General features: G+C 70.5%; 16 protein-coding genes. 8 read left to right on the top strand and 8 right to left on the bottom strand.

All coding sequences use genetic code 11. From position 1 onward, the window contains the following. Positions 1-10: 10 nt before the first annotated feature. On the bottom strand, positions 11-1,693 hold the full coding sequence (ccoN, locus tag AC1RU4_RS05830; RefSeq protein WP_492890078.1) for a cytochrome-c oxidase, cbb3-type subunit I: 1,683 nt from the start codon (positions 1,691-1,693) through the stop codon (positions 11-13). 286 nt (positions 1,694-1,979) lie between these two features. Here ccoN and AC1RU4_RS05835 point away from each other — a divergent pair, with 286 nt between their 5' ends. The 4 genes from AC1RU4_RS05835 (at position 1,980) to cysG (ending at position 5,346) form a co-directional block, all read left to right on the top strand. Further along, on the top strand, positions 1,980-2,276 hold the full coding sequence (locus AC1RU4_RS05835; protein WP_492890079.1) for a hypothetical protein: 297 nt from the start codon (positions 1,980-1,982) through the stop codon (positions 2,274-2,276). Between the two features lie 78 nt (positions 2,277-2,354). After that, a complete protein-coding gene (msrA, locus tag AC1RU4_RS05840; RefSeq protein ID WP_492890080.1) occupies positions 2,355-3,008 on the top strand; it encodes a peptide-methionine (S)-S-oxide reductase MsrA in 654 nt (217 codons plus the stop codon). Between the two features lie 217 nt (positions 3,009-3,225). Next, positions 3,226-3,723 (top strand): TIGR00645 family protein, encoded by a 498-nt coding sequence (locus AC1RU4_RS05845; RefSeq protein WP_492890081.1) that lies wholly within the window; start codon positions 3,226-3,228, stop codon positions 3,721-3,723. Positions 3,724-3,834: 111 nt separating this feature from the next. Next, positions 3,835-5,346 carry a siroheme synthase CysG gene (gene cysG, locus AC1RU4_RS05850; RefSeq protein WP_492890082.1) on the top strand — a complete coding sequence of 504 codons (1,512 nt, stop codon included), beginning with the start codon at positions 3,835-3,837 and terminating at the stop codon, positions 5,344-5,346. Positions 5,347-5,492: 146 nt separating this feature from the next. Here cysG and hisG read toward each other — a convergent pair whose 3' ends face one another. The 6 genes from hisG to AC1RU4_RS05880 form a co-directional block, all read right to left on the bottom strand. Beyond that, the gene (hisG, locus tag AC1RU4_RS05855; RefSeq protein ID WP_492890083.1) at positions 5,493-6,464 is read right to left on the bottom strand and encodes an ATP phosphoribosyltransferase; all 972 of its coding nucleotides are present in this window, start codon (positions 6,462-6,464) and stop codon (positions 5,493-5,495) included. Continuing rightward, positions 6,461-7,579 (bottom strand): ATP phosphoribosyltransferase regulatory subunit, encoded by a 1,119-nt coding sequence (locus AC1RU4_RS05860; RefSeq protein WP_492890084.1) that lies wholly within the window; start codon positions 7,577-7,579, stop codon positions 6,461-6,463. Before AC1RU4_RS05860 ends, hisG begins: the two co-directional genes overlap by 4 nt. 776 nt (positions 7,580-8,355) lie before the next feature. Further along, positions 8,356-9,957 carry a histidine--tRNA ligase gene (gene hisS / locus AC1RU4_RS05865; protein ID WP_492890085.1) on the bottom strand — a complete coding sequence of 534 codons (1,602 nt, stop codon included), beginning with the start codon at positions 9,955-9,957 and terminating at the stop codon, positions 8,356-8,358. A 293-nt stretch (positions 9,958-10,250) separates the two neighbouring features. Next, positions 10,251-11,051, bottom strand: a complete 801-nt coding sequence (gene phnX / locus AC1RU4_RS05870; RefSeq protein WP_492890086.1) for a phosphonoacetaldehyde hydrolase — start codon at positions 11,049-11,051, stop codon at positions 10,251-10,253. Positions 11,052-11,088: 37 nt separating this feature from the next. Continuing rightward, positions 11,089-12,210, bottom strand: a complete 1,122-nt coding sequence (locus tag AC1RU4_RS05875) for a TIGR03364 family FAD-dependent oxidoreductase (protein WP_492890087.1) — start codon at positions 12,208-12,210, stop codon at positions 11,089-11,091. Between the two features lie 200 nt (positions 12,211-12,410). After that, positions 12,411-14,450: a tetratricopeptide repeat protein gene (locus AC1RU4_RS05880; protein WP_492890088.1), complete on the bottom strand. Its 2,040-nt coding sequence runs from the start codon at positions 14,448-14,450 to the stop codon at positions 12,411-12,413. Between the two features lie 303 nt (positions 14,451-14,753). Between AC1RU4_RS05880 and aptA the strand changes: the two genes are divergently transcribed. From aptA to AC1RU4_RS05895, 3 genes are all read left to right on the top strand, one after another. Beyond that, the gene (gene aptA, locus AC1RU4_RS05885; protein WP_492890089.1) at positions 14,754-16,103 is read left to right on the top strand and encodes an omega-aminotransferase AptA; all 1,350 of its coding nucleotides are present in this window, start codon (positions 14,754-14,756) and stop codon (positions 16,101-16,103) included. A gap of 114 nt (positions 16,104-16,217) precedes the next feature. Then, entirely contained in the window at positions 16,218-18,722 is a 2,505-nt protein-coding gene (gene hrpB / locus AC1RU4_RS05890; RefSeq protein ID WP_492890090.1) for an ATP-dependent helicase HrpB, read from the top strand. A 226-nt stretch (positions 18,723-18,948) separates the two neighbouring features. Next, positions 18,949-19,152 carry a hypothetical protein gene (locus tag AC1RU4_RS05895; RefSeq protein ID WP_492890091.1) on the top strand — a complete coding sequence of 68 codons (204 nt, stop codon included), beginning with the start codon at positions 18,949-18,951 and terminating at the stop codon, positions 19,150-19,152. Positions 19,153-19,310: 158 nt separating this feature from the next. Here the strand turns inward: AC1RU4_RS05895 and AC1RU4_RS05900 are convergent, their stop codons facing one another. Beyond that, positions 19,311-20,630 (bottom strand): hemolysin family protein, encoded by a 1,320-nt coding sequence (locus tag AC1RU4_RS05900; RefSeq protein ID WP_492890092.1) that lies wholly within the window; start codon positions 20,628-20,630, stop codon positions 19,311-19,313. 212 nt (positions 20,631-20,842) lie between these two features. Between AC1RU4_RS05900 and aroC the strand changes: the two genes are divergently transcribed. Further along, positions 20,843-21,955: a chorismate synthase gene (gene aroC / locus AC1RU4_RS05905; RefSeq protein ID WP_492890093.1), complete on the top strand. Its 1,113-nt coding sequence runs from the start codon at positions 20,843-20,845 to the stop codon at positions 21,953-21,955. Positions 21,956-21,977 lie beyond the last annotated feature (22 nt).

Here is a 21,977-nt window from a genome sequence, read left to right on the forward strand (position 1 = left end):
ACGGGTTTCCTCACTCGGCCGGGACGAAGGCCGGGGTGCCGGCGGGCGCCGCGCTGGGGGCGCGCACCGTCATCCACAGGTTGAAGGCCATGATCAGGGCGCCGACCAGGAACAGCACGCCGCCGATGGCACGGATCACATAGAAGGGATGCATCGCCTCGACGGTCTCGATGAACGAGTATTCGAGGAAGCCGAGCGAGGTGTAGGCGCGCCACATCAGTCCCTGCAGGATGCCCGCCACCCACATCGCCGAGATGTAGAAGACGATGCCCAGCGTCGAGATCCAGAAGTGCCAGTTGACGAGGCGCAGCGAATACAATTCGCGCTTGTTCCACAGCCACGGCACCAGGCAGTAGATGGCGCCGAAGGAGATGTAGGCGACCCAGCCCAGCGCGCCGGAATGCACATGGCCGATGGTCCAGTCGGTGTAGTGGCTGAGCGAGTTCACCGCCTTCACCGACATCATCGGACCCTCGAAGGTCGACATGCCGTAGAAGGCCACCGAGACCACCAGCATGCGCAGCACCGGGTCGGTGCGCAGCTTGTCCCAGGCGCCGGACAGCGTCATCAGCCCGTTGATCATGCCGCCCCAGGACGGCATCCACAGGATGATCGAGAAGGTCATGCCCAGCGTCTGCGCCCAGTCCGGCAGCGCGGTGTAGTGCAGGTGGTGCGGGCCGGCCCAGATATAGATGAAGATCAGCGCCCAGAAGTGGACGATCGACAGCCGGTAGGAATAGACCGGCCGCTCGGCCCGCTTGGGAATGAAGTAGTACATGATGGCGAGGAAGCCGGCGGTGAGGAAGAAGCCGACCGCGTTGTGGCCGTACCACCACTGCACCATCGCATCCTGCACGCCCGACCACACGATGTAGGACTTGGGCGAGAACACCGATACCGGGATGGTGGCGTTGTTGCCGAGATGCAGCACGGCGATGGTGACGATGAAGGCGAGGTAGAACCAGTTCGCCACATAGATGTGCGGCTCCTTGCGGCGCCAGATGGTGCCGAGGAACACGAGCAGGTAGGTCACCCACACCACGGTGAGCCACAGGTCGGCATACCATTCGGGCTCGGCGTATTCCTTGCCCTGGGTGATGCCGAGCAGATAGCCGGTGCCGGCGACGACGATGAAGAAATTGTAGCCGAGCACGACGAACCACGGCGCCAGATAGCCGACCAGCCGGGCATGGCAGGTGCGCTGCACCACGTAGAACGACGTGCCGATCAGCACGTTGCCGCCGAAGGCGAAGATCACCGCCGAGGTGTGCAGCGGCCGCAGCCGGCCGAAGCTGGTGAAGGGCAGGTCGAAATTCAGCGCCGGGAAGGCGAGCTGGAAGGCGATGATCACCCCGACCAGGAAGCCGGCAATGCCCCAGAACATCGCCGCCACGGTGCAGAACTTCACCGGGCCGAAATTGTAGTTCGGCCGTCCGTCGACCGTGAGCGCCGGCAGCGTCGCCGGGCGGTCGACATAGCGGTTGAGGATGACGAAGACGGTGGCGAGGCTGGCGAGCGTGGTCAGGTAGGCGTGGAAGGCATAGGCCGCCGTCTCCGCCTTGGCCGCCACGGTGAGCGAGGCGATGGCCAGCAGCACGAACACCGCCGCGAGCCCCCCTTCCCCGAAGGTGAGACTCTTCGAAGGCGGCACCCCGACGGGGTCCGGCGCCGCGCTGCTTGCCGATTGAGGCATGAAACCCTCCACCCGCCCGGCCGTCGAACGGCATCGGGCGTCTCCACATTCCGGCCGGAACATCGGCGCGGGCGTAGGGGCCAGCCTTGATTCACATCAACTCTAAGGAACATCACGGACCCGCGAGCCGGCGCGGCCCGCCGACATCCCCGACGGCGACCGGACCGCGCAAGCCACCCCCGCGTGCTTGCCAGCCCGGCGGCGGGCGCTTAGACGGAGGACGCTGAGGCGGAGCGGCGGGTCCGCCCGCCGCAAGGCGCGGATCGCCAGGCCGGGGAGCGACGACATGATACGGTTTCTGCTGCGCTTTCTCGGCATGTGGCTGCTCGCCGGCGGCTTCGTGGCCTTCGTGCTGGACGGGGTGCGCTCCATCGCCTCGGCGAGCCTCGTCTACACGCCGCTGGGGGATGCCTGGATGGCGGCGAGCGCGGGGAGCCTTGCCCGGCTGCAGGCGCTGGCGGAGGCCAATCTGCCGGCCGGCAGCTGGGGCAGCGTCGTTGTGCCGCTGCTGGACGCGCCGCTGGCGGCGGTGCTGGCGGTGCCCGGCTTCGCGCTGATGCTGCTCGGCCGCAAGCGGGGCTGACCGGCGCGCGGAAGATCGCCCCTCGCAAAGCGGCGGGCGAATCCCCATATCGGTCGCGCAAAAACGAGGGACGTAACGATGTTCTTCTTCAAGAAATCGCTTGAACTGCCGACCGCGTCCGAAGCGCTGCCGGGGCGCGCCGCGCCGCTGCCGACGGCCACCACGCATTTCGTCTCCGGCCGGCCGATCAAGGGGCCGTACCCGGAAGGCTTCGAGACCGCCATTTTCGCGCTCGGCTGCTTCTGGGGCGCGGAGCGCAAGTTCTGGCAGATGCCGGGCGTGTGGGTGACCGCCGTCGGCTATGTCAACGGGCCGACGCCGAACCCGACCTATGAGGAAGTCTGCTCGGGCCGCACCGGACATACCGAGGCGGTGTTGGTAGTCTACGATCCCAAGGTCGTGAGCTATGACGAACTGCTCAAGCTGTTCTTCGAGAGCCACAACCCGACGCAGGGCATGCAGCAAGGCAACGACATCGGCACCCAGTACCGCTCGGGAATCTATACGCTTTCCCCCGAGCAGCAGGCGGCGGCGGAAGCCGGCAAGGCCGCCTATGGCAAGGCGCTGGCCGCCAGGGGCTATGACGCGATCACCACCGAGATCGTGCCGGCGCCGGAATTCTACTTCGCCGAGGGCTATCACCAGCAATATCTCGCGAAGAACCCGAACGGCTATTGCGGCCTCGGCGGCACCGGGATCTCCTGCCCGATCGGCACCGGCGTCGGCGCCTGAAGCCGACCGTCGGAACCTAATACCGGCTGTCATCCCGGCCCTGCCTGCGGCCGGGATGACAAATATGCGCCGCCCTGCCGCGACCGCGCCGCCGCCACGACCTTGCCCCGCCCGTCTCCCCCCTTGATCCTGCCGCCCGGTCATGTCACCCATCTCGCATCTGCGAGAAGGGGCGGCCGGTTCGCGGCCGCGGCCTATGGAAAGCGCAAGGCGGGACATGGAAAAGATCATCGAACGCTTCATCTTCATCAGCCGCTGGATCATGGCGCCCTTCTATATCGGGCTGGTGATCGCGCTCGGCGTGCTGCTGCTGAAGTTCGGCCACGAGCTGTTCCATTTCATCACCCACGCCTATGCCTCGGACGAGAGCGACATCATCCTCGGCATCCTGTCGCTCATCGACCTGACCTTCACCGGCAGCCTCGTGATCATCGTCATCTTCTCCGGCTACGAGAATTTCGTCTCCAAGATCGATGCCGAGGGCCATGCCGACTGGCCGGAATGGATGACCAAGGTCGATTTCGCCGGGCTGAAGCAGAAGCTGCTGGCCTCCATCGTCGCCATCTCCGCCATCGCGCTGCTCAAGGCGTTCATGAATCTCGACAAGGGCGTCGACGAGAAGCAGCTGATGTGGCTGGTCATCATCCATGTGGTGTTCGTGGTCTCCGGCGTGGTGCTGGCCTGGACCGACAGGCTGTCCGAAAAGGCGCATTGAGGCCGCGCGACCACGGGGCATCCCCTCGACGCCCGCATTCAACAGCGGGCGGTCCGTGGTATAATACGCGTTTACCGCACTGCCGACGCCAACACGCGACGAGAACCCGCCATGGCCGATCTTCCGGGCGATGCCCCTTCCCCGCGCCGCCCCACCGAGCAGGGCGGCGGCCGCATGGCGCCGCTCGCCCGGCTGCCGGTGTTCTTCGCGCTGGGGGGACGGCGCGTGGTGCTGGCCGGCGGCTCCGATGCCGCCGCCTGGAAGGCCGAGCTGATCGCCGCCGCCGGCGCGGAGCTGCATGTCTACGCCGCCGAGGTCTCCCCCTCGCTCGCCGAGCTGATCGCCGAGGCGGGCGGGCGCATCGCCCTGCACGCGCGCGACTGGCGGCCGGAGGACTTTTCCGGCGCGGCCATCGTCATCGGTGATTTCGAGCATGAGGATGAGGCCGCGCGCTTCGCCGCGGCGGCGCGGGCGGCCGGCGTGCCGGTGAACGTGGTCGACAAGCCGGCCTTCTGCGATTTCGCCTTCGGCGCCATCGTCAACCGCTCGCCGCTGGTGGTGGGCATCTCCACCGACGGCGCGGCGCCGGTGTTCGGCCAGGCGGTGCGGGCCAAGATCGAATCGGTGATCCCGCAGGGTTTCCGGCACTGGGCGAAGGCGGCGCAGAGCTGGCGTCCGTTCGTCAGCGCGCTCGAGCTCGGCCATCACGGCCGGCGCCGCTTCTGGGAGCGCTTCACCCGCCAAGCGCTGGAACATCCCGACGCCATCCCCGACGAGGGCCTGCGCGACGACCTGCTCGCCCGCGCGCGCGACGAGCGCGAGGCCGACGGGCGCGGCTCGATCGCGCTGGTCGGCGCCGGGCCGGGCGACCCGGAACTGCTGACGCTGCGCGCGGTGCGGGTGCTGCAATCGGCCGACGTGGTGCTCTATGACGACCTCGTCGCCCCGGCGGTGCTCGACGTCGCCCGCCGCGAGGCGAAGAAGACGCTGGTCGGCAAGTCCGGCTACCGCCCCTCCTGCAAGCAGGACGACATCAACGCGCTGATGGTCTCGCTGGCCAGGCAGGGCAAGCGGGTGGTGCGGCTGAAGGGCGGCGACCCGATGGTGTTCGGCCGCGCCGGCGAGGAGATCGCCGCCGCCCGCGCCGCCGGCCTGCCCTTCGAGGTGGTGCCGGGCATCACCGCGGCGCAGGGGGCGGCGAGCCGGATCGGCGTATCGCTCACCCATCGCGACCATGCGCGCCGGCTGCAATTCGTCACCGCCCATGCGCGCGACGGCAAGCTGCCGCGCGATCTCGACTGGACGGCGCTGGCCGACCGGGCGGCGACCACGGTGGTCTACATGCCGCAGCGCACCTGGGGCGAACTCGCCGGCAAGGCGATGCAGGCCGGCCTCGATCCGCATACGCCCGCCCTCGCCATCTTCTCCGCCACCCGACCTGAGGAAGTCCGGGTGGCGGCCACCGTCTCGACGCTGAAGGATAAGCTCGATGCGGCGGTGGCGGATAAGTTTCGCGGCAATCCGACCGGCCCGTGCCTGATCCTGTTCGGCTTCGCCATCGGCGAGGCGGAGGATTTCGCGCTGGAGGCGGTAGCGCAGGCCGGGCTGGCGGCAAGGGGCTAGCGGATCGGCCCCGTGCCGGATCACCTGCGTCCTTCGAGGCCCGGCGTGCCGCCGGGCACCTCAGGATGACGCCCCGCCCTTTTCTGCAACAACCCCGTCATGCTGAGGTGCGAGCGGCAGCGAGCCTCGAAGCACGCAGGCGCCCCTCAGCCCAGCCGCGCCGCCAGCTTCTCGTAGAGCGGGTTCTCGGCGGCGAAGACGTAGTCCAGCGGGCCGACCGAGACGGTCGAGGCGCCCTTCTCGCGCAGGAACACCGCCAGCGCATGCAGCGTGTCCGGCGGGCAGTGCAGCGTCACCATGCCGGACGAGGTCGGGGCGCCGAAGGGGGCGAGCGCGCGGAAGCGCCGCACCGCTTCCGTCACCACCGCGGTGTCGCAGGCGGAGAAGCGCGACTTCACCTCGCGCATGGTCGCCGCGCGCTTGGCGGCGGTGACGCGATCCAGCAGCGCGCGGGCGGCGGCCCTGGCCTCGTCCGTCCAGTCGGCGTTCAGCGAGGCGACGAGATTGGCCTCCGAGCGCAGGATGACGCCGTCGTCGATCACCTTCAGCGCATTGGCCGCCAGCGTCGAGCCGGTGGTGGTGATGTCGACGATCAGCTCGGCGGTGCCGGCAGCCGGGGTGCCCTCGGTCGCCCCCAGGCTCTCGACGATGCGGTAGTCGACAATGCCATGGCGGGCGAAGAACGCGCGCGTCAGGTTCAGGTATTTCGTCGCCACGCGGACGCGCCGGCCGCGGCTGGCGTGGAAATGCGTCGCCACGTCGTCGAGGTCGCGCATGGTGCGCACGTCGATCCAGGCTTGCGGCACCGCCACCACCACATTGGCGAAGCCGAAGCCGAGGCCCTCGACCAAGAGCACCCTGGAATCGGCGTCGGAAATGTTCTCCCGCACTAGGTCCTCGCCGGTGACGCCGAGATGCACGGCGCCCGATGCCAGCTGGCTGGCGATCTCCGAGGCCGAGAGGAAGGCGACCTCCACTCCCTCGACGCCGGTCAGCATGCCGCGATAGTCGCGGGCGCCGCGGGACTGGGCGAGGTTCATGCCGGCGCGGGCGAAGAACTCGCTCGCATTCTCCTGCAGGCGGCCCTTGGAGGGGACGGCAACGGTAAGCGCGCTCATGACCGGGCCTCCAGCGCATCGAGCCGGCCGAGCCAGACGGCAAAGCCCACCGCCGGCACCGGCGTCGGCGCGCCGAGCCGGGACAGCAGGCCGTCATAGCGGCCGCCGGCGACCAGCGGGGTGTCGCCGCCATTCTCGTGCAGCTCGAACACCATGCCGGTGTAATAGTCGAGCGGGCGGCCGAAGGCGGCGGCGAAGTTCAGCCGCTCCACCGCCACGCCCTGGGCGGCGAGGAAATTGGTGCGGGTCTCGAAGGCGTCGAGCGGGGCGGACAGGTCGAGCCCGGCGTCGGCGGCGAGGGTCCTGAGGGCGCGGGCGGCGCCGTCCGGCTCGCCGGTGATGGCGAGGTAGCGCTCCAGCACCGCGACCTTCTCCGGCGGCAGGCCGTCGGCATCGCCGGAGGCCGCCTGTTCGAGGAAGCGCTCGGCGATTTCCGACACCGAGCGCCCGCCCACCGTCGAGATGCCGGCAATGGACAGGAGATCGGTGACGAGGGCGTGCGCGGCGGCCTTGTCGGAGCCGGCCAGCGCCGAGAGCACGCCGGCATGGGCGGCGACGCCGCCGCCTTCCGGCCGCTGGCGCAGCATGGCGAGATCGGCGCCGAGGCTGCCGGAGCGGGCGAAATCCTTGACCAGCCGCCGCCGCCAGCCGGGCGGCAGGGTGAGCGAATCGAGCAGCGCGGCGAACAGGCCGGCATCGCCGAGCCGCACGTTCGGCTCATCGATGCCCCACAGCGCCGCGGTCTCCAGCCCGAGGGCGAGCAGTTCGGCGTCCGCCGCCTCGCGGTCGGCGCGGCCGAAGGATTCGACGCCGGCCTGCAGGAACTCGCCGCCCGGCGCGTCCGAGCGGAACACCGGGCCGAGATAGGCATAGTCGCGCGGCTGGGCGGCGCCGGCCTCGATATAGAGCCGGCACACCGGCAGGGTGATGTCCGGGCGCAGGCACAATTCGCGGCCCTGCTCGTCGGCGGTGACGAACATGGTGCGGCGCATGGCTTCGCCGGACAGGTCGAGAAAGGCGTCGGCCGGCTGCAGCACCGGCGGGTCGACGCGCCCATAGCCGGCGCGGGCATAGAGCGCGAGCAGCTCCTTGGCGTGGGTGGAGGCGGCGGTCATCGGCTCGATCTCTGCCGGCGGGTCGGCGGCGGCGTTTGCGGCGGCGTTTGCGGTCTTGGCGGTGTTTGCGGTCTTGGCGGCTTCGGTTGAGCGCGCTTCTAGCAAAGCGGGCGGGCCGGGTCCATGCACGCCGCGCGACATGGTTGCCGGCCGGGCAGGACGGATCCTCGGCAAACGCCAAAAGCCCCGCGCCCGCGACGGGCCGGAGTTTCGCGGAAGGCACGTTTCCCTTGCGCCCGACGGGCGCGCGGGACCGGTTCCTCCTGCGCCCGAAGGGCGCGCGGGACACCTGGCCGGATCGCTCCGGCGGTCGCCTGCACCTTTGATGTAGAAAGGTGGTGCAAGCCTTCATTCAACCAACCGACACGCCGACCCGGCGTCCCGCACGCGGTGTTTTGTGGCTTGCTCCCTGCGGCCCCCGGAGGACTTGCCTTGCTATCCTCCGCTATGCGGTGCTTCGCGCGCTCCCGAAGGAGTGCACTTCGCCGCGTGACCGGCGGAAAGGCCGGCCGGGAACGCACGGCTTGGGCCGCCATGCGCGGGGTGCGTTACTCCCCCCGCATGGCCACCGCCCCCCGCCCGCGCGATCGGTCGCTCCGGTTGCGCCCCTTCCCGGACGAGGTGACGGCAGGATAAACCCACGCATGCAGGGTGCGGATAGATTCACGCTATGATTTTATTCCTAGTCGCCGATGCGAGGAGAACGAGGCCGCGCCGGACGGCATGGCGGCGCCTTCCGCCGCGCCGGGCCGGAGGCGGCACCCGGCTGCGCGACCTCAGATGTCGGCGGCCGGCTCGTCATTGTCGTCGGACGCGATGATGCCGTGATGCTTGAGCACGCCGCGGACACTGTTCACGAGATCGGCCTCCGGCGCGGTGAACTGCGCCGGGCGGGTCTCGCGCCATTCGGTATTGTCGCGGATCGCGGCGGCCGCCTTGGCACCCTCGATCAGGTCCTTGATCTGGACGGTGCCGGCTTCGCGCTCGTCGGAGCCCTGGATGACGACGCAGGGACTGTTGCGGCGGTCGGCATATTTGAACTGGTTGCCGAGATTCTTCGGGTTGCCGAGATACATCTCGGCGCGGATGCCGGCCTGGCGCAGATCGGCCACCAGCTTCATGTAGTGGGCGGTCTGGTCGCGGTCCATGACGACGACGACCACGGGGCCGTATTCCGGCCTGGCATCAGCGGTCTTCAGATAGGACAGCGCCGAGGCGAGCCGCGAGACGCCGATGGAGAAGCCGGTCGCCGGCACCGCCTCGCCGCGGAAGCGACCGACGAGGCCGTCATAGCGCCCGCCGCCGCCCACCGAGCCGAAGCGCACCGGACGGCCCTTCTCGTCGTTCACCTCGAAGGTCAGCTCGGCCTCGAAGACCGGGCCAGTGTAGTATTCGAGGCCACGCACGACGGAGGGGTCGATATGAATACGGCCGCTAAAATAGGGTTGCGGCCCATATCCAGCCGATACTAACAACTCCGCAATATCACCAAGTTCATTTAGACCCTCTTGATATAATGGAGCATCAAAAATAGACCGAAAAAATCCTACCGTCTTGACGGGGTCTTTCTGCAAAGAATTGTCATAATAGGAAGTTTGGAAATTATCCGGGCTACAAAATTTTAAGACTTGTTCTATTTTTTGCTCTGAAAGTTCGACGCCCTTTGTAAAGTCTCCACTTTTGGCGGCCGGATTTTCCCACCGACCCTCACCGAGCAAGTCACGCACCCCTTCGATGCCGACCTTGTCCAACTTGTCCAATGCGCGAAGCACCATCAAACGCCGGCCGGCATTCTCGTCGCCGCCGAGGCCGATGGCCTCCATGACGCCGTCGAGCACCTTGCGGTTGTTGACCTTGATCACGTAGTCGCCGCGCTTGACGCCCAGCGCCTCCAGCGTGTCGGCCGCCATCATGCAGATCTCGGCATCGGCCGCGACGGTCGGCGCGCCCACCGTGTCGGCGTCGAACTGCATGAACTGGCGGAAGCGGCCGGGGCCGGGCTTCTCGTTGCGGAACACCCAGCCGGCGCGATAGGAGCGGAACGGCTTGGCGATGTCCTGGAAATTCTCCGCGACATGGCGGGCGAGCGGCGCGGTGAGGTCGTAGCGCAGGCTCAGCCACTGGTCGTCGTCGTCCTGGAAGGAGAACACGCCCTCGTTCGGCCGGTCCTGGTCGGGCAGGAACTTGCCGAGCGCGTCGGTATATTCGACGAACGGCGTTTCCAGCGCCTCAAAGCCGTAGAGCTCATAGACCTTGCGGATGGTGTCGAGCATGTCGCGGGTGGCCGCGAGCTCGGCCGGGCCGCGATCGGCGAAGCCGCGCGGCAGATGGGCCTGAGGCTTTCGGGCCTTGAGCTTCTGGGTCTTGTCTTTGGCCATGCGCCGGCTCCTGAACGTCGGTCCGGCGCGGGTTTAGAGGAGGAGGCGCCGCGCTGCAATGGTTTGGGCATGGATGCGGGCGAGGGTGGCGCGGTGGGGGCGGCCTTGTGGGGGGACGGCCTTGTGGGAGGATGGCTTCCGCCCGGAGCGCCCGGCCCCCTCTCCCCGTCGGGGAGAGGGCTGGGGTGAGGGACCTTCCTGGCTTCCCAGCCGCGTCTCCCCTCACCGACCCGCTGCGCGGGCCACCTCTCCCCGACGGGGAGAGGGAAAAGAAAGGCGGGCCGGAGGGCTGCTCAGGGACGAAGCCCCGCCGCGAGGCGGGCTTCGATGGCCTCCAGCACCGGCGGCAGCTCGGCGATGGTGTCGACGACGAAATGCGCCCCGGCGCCGGCGAGCCGGCCGCTCGCCCGCTTCCGCAGCGCCGCGCGCTCGTCGGCCGGCAGCGCGTCGAGCTCGGGCTTGGAAAGGCCGGCGGCATTGCCGGAGAGCGAGAGGCCGACGGTCCAGGTGCCGGCGGCGAGGCCCTCGGCGATGCCGGGCTCGGTGTCGTCGATCTTCACGCATTCGAAGGGCGGCCACACACCGAGATCGGCGAAGGTGCGGTACATCATCAGCGGGCTCGGCCGGCCGGCGGCGAGGTCGCCGGCGCACACGACATTGTCCGGGACATAGCCGGCCTCGGCGGCGAGCGGCATCAGCTCGTCCATGATCGGGCGGGTATAGCCGGTGGTGGAGCCGATCTTGAGGCCGCGCGCGCGGGCGCCGGCCACCACGTCGAGCAGGCCGGGAATAAGGTCGGCGTGGCGCGGGATCACTTCCAGGTTCAGCGGCACGAAAATATCCAGCACGCGGTCGACATCCGCCTCGGTGGGGGCGGTGCCGTGCACGGCCAGCCAGCGGGCGGAGACGGCGGGGGAATAGATCAGCGCGGCGACATGGTCGCGCTTGGGCAGGCCCATCGGCCCGCGCGCCTCCTCGATGGAAAGCGGGATGCCCACCTGCGCGAAAGCCTCGACGAAGGCGCCCATCGGCGCGCGCGAGCCGAAATCGACCGCGGTGCCGGCCCAGTCGAGAATGAGTGCCTTCAGCGCCATGGATGCCCCCGTGAACAATGAACCGATGGAAAACGCGTCAGTCGAACAATTCGTCCACCGCCTCCTCGGCGATGGCGAAGCCGGTGGAGGCGCCGGTGCCGCTGGTCACCACCACCAGCCGGATCGACGGGTCGGGCCGGTCGATCAGGGCGAGGCGGGCGCTGGCCGAGGCATAGGTGCCGGTCCAGCGCTCCAGCACCTGCGCCGGGCGGTGGCCGAACACCGCGGCATATTCGTCGAGGATCAGCTCGTCGACATGCTCGGGCGCGAAGGGATCCGGCGTCGCCGCGTAGTGATGGCTGTCGCCGACCACCAGCGAGCCGTCGGCCGACTGCACGACGATGAGATGCACGCCGTTGTCGAGCTGGCCCGGCTGCTCGGCGGCGAGGCGCGCCTTGAGCGCGTCGGCCTCGGGGAGCTCGGAATAGCCGAGATAGCGGCCGAGCGAGAGGTCGCTCATGACCGAGCCGGGCAGCGTGCCGAGGGCGGGGTCGGCGACGCGCAGCATGTGGAGCTTGCAGCGGGTGAGCGCGTAGGGCGCGAAGCGCTCGGGCAGCAGGGTGTGGAAATCGTCGCCGGGCGCCACCACGATGCGCTCCGCCTCGATCACGCCGGTGGCGGTATGGACGCGGCCGGGCTCGATGCCGGTGACGGCGGTGGTACGGCGGAAGACGACGCCCTTCGCCTCTTCCAGCCAGCGGGCGAGCCTGGGGATCGCCTGGCGCGATTCCACCCGCATGTCGTGCGGGCTCCACAGCGCGCCGACGAGATGCGGCTCCAGCGCCGGCAGGCGCGCGCGCGCCTCGTCGGGGGTGAGCAGCGCGCAACCCTCGCCCATCTCGGTTTCGAGGAAGGCTTCCAGCACCGCGAGCGATTCCGGCCGGCGCACCGCGACCATCAGGCCGCGATGAATGACCTCGATGCCGGCCTCGGGGGCGATCTCGGCCCAGATGTCGCGCGTGCGCATGGCGCGGTTCCAGCATTCGCCGCGCTGCTGGCCGGTGACGGTAACGAAGCCGAAATTGCGCACCGAGGCGCCATTGGCCTGGGCGTCGCGGTCGATCACCACCACGCTCAGCCCGCGCCGCACCGCCGCCAGCGCATGGCCGAGCCCGACGACGCCCGCGCCGACGATGGCGAGATCGAAAGCCTGCGACATGAAACGGTTCCGGCAGCGGTGACGACGACGCCCTGCTTAGCCTGTCCGGCGCGGCGACGCCACGCGAACTTGGCCCCTATCGCTGCGTCATCCGGGAGCACTCCCCGATCCGCAGCCATCGGCAGATCGGAAAGATCCTTCGATTCAAAGGGTTGCCCCTTGCCGCCCGCCGACGCGCGCCGGCTGTCGCCGGGCGTGGCCTAGGGCCCGCCATTGCCGAGGCCGAGGGCGGCGAGATCGGTGCCGACGCGGCGGGCGACCGAGGGCACGGGGAAGAAATGCGCCAGCATGGCGGCGGTGTCGGTGCGCCAGGCCGGCACCAGCGCGACCAGCTTGTGCAGGTCCGCCTTCGCCGACGCCTCGTCGCCGGCGAGATGGCCGGCGAGCGCGCGGGCGAGCAGGCCCGGCGCATAGCCCTCGCCCATCAGCCGGTCGGCGGCGGCCGCGGCGGCGACGGCGTCGCCGCGCAGATAGGCGGCGATCACCCGGAAGAAGTCCACCGAGGGCGGCATGGCCGGCGCCGCCTTCAGCGCGGCCGACAGCATCGTGTCGCCACGCTCCACCTCGCCGAAGGAGATCAGCCGGCCGCCATAATCGGCCAGCGTGTCGACGTCGTAGGGATTGAGCTGGAGGGCGATGTCGCCCTGCGCCACCGCCGCGCCGCGCTCGCCGCGGAAACTGTGCACGTCGAGCGCCACGCGGCGGAAATAGCCGCTGGTCGGCGACAATTCGATCGCCTGCTCGGCGGCCGCGAGCGCGCGGTTGAGCGCCGGCGGCTCCGGGCGCGGATTGGCGCCGTTGCGGATCTCGTCGAGATACAGCTCGGCGAGCAGCGCATAGCCGAGCGCGAAGGTGCCGTCGGCCGCCACCGCCTTTTCCAGGCAGGCGCGGGCGCTCGCATGGTCGGTCACGAGATAGCTGCGCCAGTAATCATAGGCGAGCAGCACGCAGCCATAGGCCCCCGCCCCCGCCGGCCCGCCGGAGGACATGACGCGGGCGCGGGCGCGGGCCTGGATCACGCCATAGGGCTCGGCCAGCGAGGCCATGATCTCGCGCACCAGCTCGTTTTCGACCGCGGTGGGGTCGTCGGAACGGCGCAGGGCGTCGAACTCGCGCGACCAGACGATGGTGCCGTCGCACAGGTCGGACAGGCGCAGCAGCAGCGAGATGCTGCCATCCTCATGGCTCTCGACGAGGCCGCCGAGCGCGAAGGCCGAATGCGCCGACAGGCCGCCGGCGCCGCAATCGAGGCGCGGGCGGGCATCCGGGCTCGCCAGCACGTCGAGCAGGTCGAAGCGGGCCAGCGCATCGCGGATGCGCATTTCCAGCGCCCGCGCCGGGAATTCGCCGCCCGGCAGGCGGGACGCGGCGGGTGCCGGGGTAACGGGCGCCGGGGTGGCGGGTGCCGGGGCGCCGGGCGCCGGAGCCGACGTCGAGGCGGAGACGGCCGGGAGGGCGGCCGGCGCGTTGGAACCGGCGATGTCGAAGCTGCGCACCTCGACCATCGGAATGCCGAGGCGGTTCGCCCGCTCGATCGGCCGCAGCGCGAAACCCGGAATGAGCGTGCGCAGGCTCGACGTCTCGATCGCGTCCACGGCGAACAGCAGCGCCGCGGCGAGAACCAGCAGCAACAGCAGGCCGCCCGCCCATCGCCATGCCGGCGAGCGCCCGGCCCGGCCGGGCGGATTATCCATCTCGGCGGGAAGCGGATACGGCACCGGCAGGCTGCCGGACGGGTCGGCGGACGGGTCCGCCAGGGCGGCGCCGGCCGACGCATCCGCCCGGCGCGGCACGAATTGCGGGACATAGGAGCCGCGGGGGATGACGATCTCGATCTCGTCGCCGGCGCCGGCGCCGGCATAATAGCGCTGCAGCGCCCGGCGCAGCCGGGTCGCCTCCACCCGCACGATCGGGTCGATCTGCGGATCGAAGGAGGGGTCGCGGCCCAGCGCCTCCACCGCGATCGTGTAGCCCTTGATGGCGTCGCGGCGCCCGTCCAGCGTCGCCTCGACCACGAAGCGCAGGATGGTGGAGAGCTGCGGCGAGGCGCGCAGCTCCTCGGCCTCCAGCACGCGGGCCAGCGCCTCGCGCGCCGTCTGCGTGTCGACCGCCGCGCCGTCGACCGGGGAAGAACCGGCAGATACGGAACCGGCAGACGCGGTTGCACCGGATGCGGCGGCGCCGGGCGCCTCGCTTTCCGGCGCGTCCGGCGCAGTCGATAGAGACAAGGTGTCGGCCACGGAGGTTCCTTTGACGGGAATCATCCCTCGATCGTCCAACCCCCGGCAGGCGGACTATATGACGCTACGTGACAATGTCACTGCGGCAAGTTGATGAACGTCGGCCGCGATCCGGTCAAGCGCGGCCTGCCGGAGCGGCGACCGCCGGCGCCGGGCAGCCGCCGGAAATCGGCCCCGCCAGAAGCGAAAGTGATCACATCATCGAATTTTTTCGTGAGCGGGAAAGTGCCTACCTATTATACATGAACAAAATCACGGCCCGACGGGCCAGGCGCTTTCGCCCAGCAATCTTCGGAGCGGTTCATGTCTCTCGCCTATGATTACGACGCCGTCGGCAGCACGGCTCCCAACGACCTCGAAGCCTTCTGGATGGGCTTCACCGCCAACCGGGCCTTCAAGGCGCGCCCGCGCATGGTCTCGCGCGCCAAGGACATGCACTACTACACCCCCGAGGGCCGGCCGATCCTCGACGGCTCCGCCGGCCTGTGGTGCTCCAATGCCGGCCATAACCGGGACTCGATCGTCGCCGCCATCCAGAAGCAGGCGGCGGAGATGGATTTCGCCCCCACCTTCCAGTTCGGCCACCCGCTGGCCTTCAAGGCGGCCTCGCGCATCGCCGAGCTGGCGCCGGGCGACCTCGACCACGTGTTCTTCTGCAATTCCGGCTCGGAGGCCGGCGACACCGCGCTGAAGATCGCCCTCGCCTTCCATGCCGTGACCGGCAAGGGCACCCGCACGAGGCTGATCGGCCGCGAGCGCGGCTATCACGGCGTCGGCTTCGGCGGCATCACGGTCGGCGGCATCTCGCCGAACCGGCGCTTCTTCGGCGCGCTGCTGCCGGGCGCCGACCACCTGCCGCACACCTATGACCGCGAGAAGCAGGCCTTCTCCAAGGGCGAGCCGGAATGGGGCGCCGAGCGCGCCGACGCGCTGGAGGGCATCGTCGCCCTGCACGACGCCCAGACCATCGCCGCCGTCATCGTCGAGCCGATGGCCGGCTCCACCGGCGGCCTGCCGGCGCCGAAGGGCTATCTCAAGCGGCTGCGCGAGATCTGCGACAAATACGGCATCCTGCTGATCTTCGACGAGGTCATCACCGGCTTCGGCCGCCTCGGCTTCCCCTTCGCCGCCGAGCGCTACGGCGTCGTCCCCGACATGATCACCTTCGCCAAGGGCGTGACCTCGGGCGCGGTGCCGATGGGCGGCGTGATCGTGCGCAAGCACATCTACGACACCTTCATGAACGGCCCGGAGCACGTCATCGAGCTGTTCCACGGCTACACCTATTCCGGCCATCCGCTGGCCTGCGCCGCCTCGCTGGCGACGCTCGACCTCTACCGCGACGAGGCGCTGTTCGAGCGCGCCCGCGCGATGGAGCCGATCTTCGCCGATGCGGTGATGAGCCTGAAGGGCAAGCCCGGCCTGCTCGACATCCGCACCGTCGGCCTGGTCGCCGCCTTCGACATGGCGCCGAGCGCCGAGGGCCCCGGCAAGCGCGGCTACGAGGCGATGGAAACCGCCTTCCACGACGAGGGGCTGATGTTCCGCGCCACCGGCGACACCATCGCGGTGAGCCCGCCGCTCATCATCAGCGAGCAGCAGGTCGGCGAGCTGGTCGAGAAGATCGGCCGGACCATCGACGCGGTGATGTGAGCCGGCCTTCCGGTCCGTCCCGAACCGATCGAAGCCCCCGGCCGCCGACGCGGCCGGGGGCTTTCGCGTTCCGGGTGGATGACATCCGCCGCGGCCGGCCTTAAGCCTGCCGCCATGTCCGCGCCGCTGCCGCCGCTCCCCATCGACGACGCCCTGCCCGCGCTCGCCGCCGCGCTTGCCGCCGGCACGCGGGCGGTGCTGGTGGCGCCGCCGGGCGCGGGCAAGACCACGCGGGTGCCGCTCGCCCTGCTCGACGCGCCGTGGGTCGCGGGACGCCGGATCCTCGTGCTGGAGCCGCGCCGGCTCGCCGCCCGCGCGAGCGCCGAGCGCATGGCCTCGACGCTGGGCGAGGCGGCCGGCGGCACGGTCGGCTATCGCGCCCGCTTCGGCTCCAAGGTCGGGCGCGCGACCCGCATCGAGGTGATCACCGAGGGCATCTTCACCCGCATGATGCTCGACGACGCCGAGCTTTCGGGCGTCGCCGCGGTGCTGTTCGACGAGTTCCACGAGCGCTCGCTCGATGCCGATCTCGGGCTGGCGCTGGCGCTCGACGCGCAGGCGGGGCTGCGCGAGGACCTGCGGCTGCTCGTGATGTCGGCGACGCTCGACGGGGCGCGGGTAGCGAGGCTTCTCGGCGATGGACGGCAAGATCCGGCGCCGGTGATCGAGAGCCTCGGCCGCGCCTTTCCGGTGGAGACGGTCTATGCCGGGCGCGACCCGCGCGCGCCGCTCGAACGGCAGATGGCGGACGCGGTGCGGCGGGCGCTGAGGGAGGAGACCGGCTCGGTGCTGGCCTTCCTGCCCGGCGCGGCGGAGATCCGGCGCACCGAGAGTTTCCTGCGCGAGACGGTGAACGATCCCGGCATCGAGATCGCCCCGCTCTATGGCGCGCTCGATGCCAGAGTGCAGGACCGCGCCATCGGCCCGGCGCCGGCGGGGGTGCGAAAGGTGGTGCTGGCCACCTCCATCGCCGAGACCAGCCTCACCATCGAGGGCGTGCGCATCGTGGTCGACAGCGGGCTGGCGCGGGTGCCGCGCTTCGAGCCCGGCGTCGGCATGACGCGGCTGGAGACGGTGCGGGTCTCCCGCGCGGCGGCCGACCAGCGGCGCGGCCGCGCCGGGCGCACCGGGCCGGGCCTCTGCATCCGGCTGTGGAATGAGGCGGAGACGGCGAGCCTGCCGGCCTATGCGACGCCGGAAATCCTCGCCGCCGACCTTTCCGGGCTGGTGCTCGACCTCGCTCTGTGGGGGGTGAACGATCCCGCCGCCCTTACCTTTCTCGACCCGCCGCCGGCCGCCGCGCTCAACGAGGCGCGCAACCTGCTGACCGCGCTGGGGGCGCTCGATGCCGACGGGCGGGTGAGCGAGCACGGGCGGGCGATGGCGCGGCTGCCGCTGGAGCCGCGGCTGTCCCGGCTGGTGCTGGAAGGCGCGCGGCGCGGCGCCGGCGAGAAGGCGGCGCGCATCGCCGCCGTGCTGTCCGAGCGCGGGCTGGGCGGCATGGATGTCGACCTCGCGCACCGGCTCGACCTCTTCGCCGGCGACCGCTCGCGACGCGGCGAGGAGGCAAGGCGGCTGGCGTCGCGCTGGGCGCAGGAATCCGAGAGACTGCTGGCCGGGCGGAGCGCAGGCGACGAAATGCAGGGTCCGCCGCCCTCGGCCGCCGTGCTGCTCGCCCATGCCTTCCCCGACCGCATCGCCCGCGCGCGCGGCGACGGGCGGCGCTTCGTGCTGGCCAACGGGCGCGGCGGGGCGCTGGACCCGGCATCCGCCCTGGCGCGGGCGCGGTTCCTCGCGGTGGCGGAGATGAGCGGGCGCGCCGAGGAAGCGCGCATCCTGTTCGCCGCCGAGCTCGACGAGGCGGAGATCGAAGCCGAGTTCGGCGACCAGATCACCGAGGCCGAGGAAACCAGCTTCGATGCCGCCGCCGGGGCCTTGCGGGCGCGGCGGGTGCGCCGGCTCGGGGCGCTGGTGCTGTCGGAAAAGCCGGCTCGGGTGGTGCCGGGCGAGGCGGCGGGACGCGCGCTGGCGCGGGCGGCGGCGCGGAGCATCGATCGGCTTGCGTGGTCGTCGAGCCAGCGGCAATGGCTCGACCGGGTGCGGTTCCTGCACGAGGCCGCGCCGGATACCTGGCCGGACCTGTCGGACGCGGCGCTGGCGGCATCGGCGGAGGACTGGCTGGCGCCGCTGCTCACCGAGGCGACCAGCCTCAGTGCCATCGACGCCGGGCTGCTGGGGCGGGCGCTGCAGGTTCTGCTGCCCTGGGAGCTGGCGCACCGGCTCGACGAGGAGGCGCCGACGCATTTCGAGGCGCCGACCGGCTCGCGGCTGGCGGTCGACTATGCCGCCGAGGGCGGGCCGACCATCTCGGTGCGGGTGCAGGAACTGTTCGGGCTCTCGGTACATCCGGCGCTGGCCGGCGGGAGGGTGCCGCTGGTGCTGGCGCTGCTCTCCCCCGCGCACCGGCCGATCCAGGTGACGCGCGACCTGCCCGCCTTCTGGGCCGGCTCGTGGCGCGACGTGCGCGCGGAGATGCGCGGACGCTATCCGCGCCATCCCTGGCCGGACGACCCGGCAAGCGCCGAGGCGACGCGGCGGGTGAAACCGCGCGGGCAGTGACGCCGCCATCCCCGCGACCGGCGATCACGGCCGCGCGCGATCATGGCGGCGCGCGATCACGGGGCCGCGATGACCCGCTGGCAAAGCATTAACCACGGAAACGCGCCGCGGCGGCAAGGGACCGCGCTTTAAGGAGCGGTCAATATCTGCGGCTCCAAGGTGCTCGCACAATAAAATCTGTCCCAAGGCAGATATCGAGCAGATGAGCGCAAGCAGAGATATGGCGATGAGAGACACGGCGATGAGGGATATGGCTCATCGGCGGCGCGCGGCAATTGCCCGTCGACCGCAGAGCACCGGGCTCGAATATGGCTTGATCGCCGCCGCCCTGGCCGTGGCGATCGTCACCGTGGTGGCGGGCCTCGGCGCGCGCTACAGCGACCGGCCGTCCGCCGCCGCCGATGTGGGGATCGTCCAGACGATCCGGTGAGCCGGGAGACCTGCCGGCACGCCGCCCTCGGGAAGAGAGCGGCGGCACGTTTCGAGGCCGGCTTGTGGCCGGCTTCGGCCCCCCGCCCCCTTCACGCACGCATGTGGCCGCATGCCGGGTGGCCGCACGCGGCCTTCCGGGCGGGCTCCCCCCGCGCGTTAGGTGCCCAGCGGGGCGCGGCGGCGCGGGTTGACGGCGCGCGAGACCAGCAGCTTGTCGATGCGCCGCCCGTCCATGTCCACCACCTCGAAGCGCCAGCCCTTGGCGGTGAAGGCGACGCCCTCCTGCGGGATCGCCTTCAATTCGTGCAGCGCATAGCCGGCGGCGGTGTGGAAGCCGGAATCCTGCGGGATACTGATGCCGAGAAGATCGGCCAGCTCGTCGGTCGGCGTGGCGCCGGCGACGAGATAGGAGCCGTCGTCGCGCTCCACCGCATGCGGGCCCGACACGCCGGCCTCGTCGACCATCACCGTGCCGGCAATGGCGTCGAGCAGGTCGGCGGGGGTGAGGATGCCGACCATGGTGCCGTATTCGTTGACCACAAGCGCCAGCGGCGATTCGGCGTGGCGCAGCTGCTTCATGGCGTCGAGCGCGCCGGCGGTCTCCACCAGCACCGCGCCCTGCTTGACCAGCTGGCGCGGGTCCGGCGTCACCCCCTGGAGATAGGCCTCCAGCAGGTCGCGAATGTCGATGACGCCGACCGGCTCGTCCGGCGAGCCCTCGCAGGCCGGCATGCGGGTGTGGCGGGTCTCGCGGATGGTCTGGCGCACGATCTCGGGATCGTCGTTGAGGTCGATCCAGTCGATGTCGTGGCGCGGCGTCATCACCGCCCGCACCGGGCGGTCGGCGAGGCGCATGACGCCGGCGATCATCCGCCGCTCCTCGGGGTCGATGACGCCGGCGGTCTCGGCCTCGGCGACGATGGCGCGGATCTCCTCGTCGGTGACGTTGCCCTCGCCGGCGGCGCCGCGCTCGCCGATGAGGCGCAGCACCAGGCGCGAGGACAGGTCCAGCAGCCACACCGCCGGGGCGGCGACGCGCGAGAGCACCATCATCGCCGGGGCGATCATGGTGGCGAGCTTCTCGGGATTCTGCAGCGCCAGCCGCTTGGGGATGAGCTCGCCGATGATCAGCGACACATAGGTGATGGCGGCGACCACGATAGTATAGCCGAGCCCGTGGGCGAAGCGGTCGGCGACGCCCTGCTGCTTCAGCCACTCGCCCAGCGCCTCGCCGAGCGAGGCGCCGGAAAAGGCGCCCGCGAGGATGCCGATCAGCGTGATGCCGATCTGTACCGTCGAGAGGAAGCGTCCGGGATCGGCGGCCAGCGCCAGGGCGATGCGGGCGCCCTTGGAGCCCTTGTCGGCACGCGAGCGCAGGCGGGCGGGGCGGGACGACACGACCGACAGCTCGGCCATGGCGAGGACGCCGTTCAACAGCACGAGCAGAACGACGACGGCGATTTCAAGAAGGGGCATCGGTTCCAGATGAGAAAAATCTACGCCGATCCTATAGCACGAATGCGCCCGAATGCGATGGCGCCGGCGTCGCGCCACCGCGCGGGCGCATTTGACGCGGAGGGGATCGCCACGAGGCGGCGCGTTCGGCGCCGGGGGATCGCCACGAGGCGGCGCGTTTGACGCGCCGGGGCAAGGCGCCTAGAAGCGCGCCAGCATCCTGAGGCGCCACGATGTCCTTCAACACCTTCGGCCAATCCTTCCGGGTCACCACCTTCGGCGAGAGCCACGGACCGGCGATCGGCGGCGTCGTCGACGGCTGCCCGCCCGGCATCGGCTTCCGGCTGGAGGAGATCCAGGCGGCGCTCGACAAGCGCCGGCCCGGCCAGTCGCGCTTCACCACCCAGCGGCGCGAGCCGGACCAGGTGAAGGTGCTCTCCGGCGTGCTGGAAGGCGAAGGCGGGACGCTGACCACCACCGGCACGCCGATCGCCTTCCTCATCGAGAATGTCGACCAGCGCTCCAAGGACTATGCGGCGATCTCCGAGAGCTACCGGCCCGGCCATGCCGACTATGCCTATGACGTGAAATACGGCATCCGCGATCATCGCGGCGGCGGGCGGTCCTCCGCGCGCGAGACCGCGGTGCGGGTGGCGGCCGGTGCGCTCGCCATGAAGGTGCTGCCGGGGGTCACGGTGCGCGGCGCGCTGGTGCAGATGGGCACCATCGCCGTCGACCGCAGCCGCTGGGACTGGGACGAGATCGACCGCAACCCGTTCTTCTGCCCGGACGCCGTCGCTGCGGAGAAGATGGCGGAGTTCCTCGACGGCATCCGCAAGGCCGGCTCCTCGGTCGGCGCGGTGATCGAGATCGTCGCCGAGGGCGTGCCGCCCGGCCTCGGCGCGCCGATCTACGGCAAGCTCGACGCCGAGCTCGCCGGCGCGCTGATGAGCATCAACGCGGTGAAGGGCGTCGAGATCGGCGAGGGCTTCGCCAGCGCCATATTGACCGGCGAGAACAATGCCGACGAGATGCGCATGGGCAATGACGGAAGGCCGATCTTCCTCGCCAACCATGCCGGCGGCATTCTCGGCGGCATCTCCACCGGCCAGCCGGTGGTGGCGCGATTCGCGGTGAAGCCGACCTCCTCCATCCTCACCCCGCGCCGCACGGTGACCCGCCATGGCGAGGATGCCGAGATCCTGACCAAGGGCCGGCACGACCCGTGCGTCGGCATCCGCGCCGTGCCGGTGGGCGAGGCGATGGTGGCCTGCGTGCTCGCCGACCATGTGTTGCGGGCGCGGGCGCAGGTCGCCGTGCCGCCGGCATGGCCGTTCCCGCGCTGAGCCTGCCGGCTGGCGGCGGCCC

Source organism: Ancylobacter sp. GW821-FHT10E12, from assembly GCF_058809335.1.

What these genes read in the sequence shown, in the direction of transcription:
- AC1RU4_RS05900 (WP_492890092.1), bottom strand. Translation starts at nt 20,630, where the DNA reads ATGCCCCTTCTTGAAATCGCCGTCGTCGTTCTGCTCGTGCTGTTGAAC.
- AC1RU4_RS05845 (WP_492890081.1), top strand. Translation starts at nt 3,226, where the DNA reads ATGGAAAAGATCATCGAACGCTTCATCTTCATCAGCCGCTGGATCATG.
- cysG (WP_492890082.1), top strand. Translation starts at nt 3,835, where the DNA reads ATGGCCGATCTTCCGGGCGATGCCCCTTCCCCGCGCCGCCCCACCGAG.
- phnX (WP_492890086.1), bottom strand. Translation starts at nt 11,051, where the DNA reads ATGGCGCTGAAGGCACTCATTCTCGACTGGGCCGGCACCGCGGTCGAT.
- aptA (WP_492890089.1), top strand. Translation starts at nt 14,754, where the DNA reads ATGTCTCTCGCCTATGATTACGACGCCGTCGGCAGCACGGCTCCCAAC.
- AC1RU4_RS05895 (WP_492890091.1), top strand. Translation starts at nt 18,949, where the DNA reads ATGAGAGACACGGCGATGAGGGATATGGCTCATCGGCGGCGCGCGGCA.
- hisS (WP_492890085.1), bottom strand. Translation starts at nt 9,957, where the DNA reads ATGGCCAAAGACAAGACCCAGAAGCTCAAGGCCCGAAAGCCTCAGGCC.
- AC1RU4_RS05875 (WP_492890087.1), bottom strand. Translation starts at nt 12,210, where the DNA reads ATGTCGCAGGCTTTCGATCTCGCCATCGTCGGCGCGGGCGTCGTCGGG.
- hisG (WP_492890083.1), bottom strand. Translation starts at nt 6,464, where the DNA reads ATGAGCGCGCTTACCGTTGCCGTCCCCTCCAAGGGCCGCCTGCAGGAG.
- AC1RU4_RS05835 (WP_492890079.1), top strand. Translation starts at nt 1,980, where the DNA reads ATGATACGGTTTCTGCTGCGCTTTCTCGGCATGTGGCTGCTCGCCGGC.
- msrA (WP_492890080.1), top strand. Translation starts at nt 2,355, where the DNA reads ATGTTCTTCTTCAAGAAATCGCTTGAACTGCCGACCGCGTCCGAAGCG.
- aroC (WP_492890093.1), top strand. Translation starts at nt 20,843, where the DNA reads ATGTCCTTCAACACCTTCGGCCAATCCTTCCGGGTCACCACCTTCGGC.
- ccoN (WP_492890078.1), bottom strand. Translation starts at nt 1,693, where the DNA reads ATGCCTCAATCGGCAAGCAGCGCGGCGCCGGACCCCGTCGGGGTGCCG.
- AC1RU4_RS05860 (WP_492890084.1), bottom strand. Translation starts at nt 7,579, where the DNA reads ATGACCGCCGCCTCCACCCACGCCAAGGAGCTGCTCGCGCTCTATGCC.
- hrpB (WP_492890090.1), top strand. Translation starts at nt 16,218, where the DNA reads ATGTCCGCGCCGCTGCCGCCGCTCCCCATCGACGACGCCCTGCCCGCG.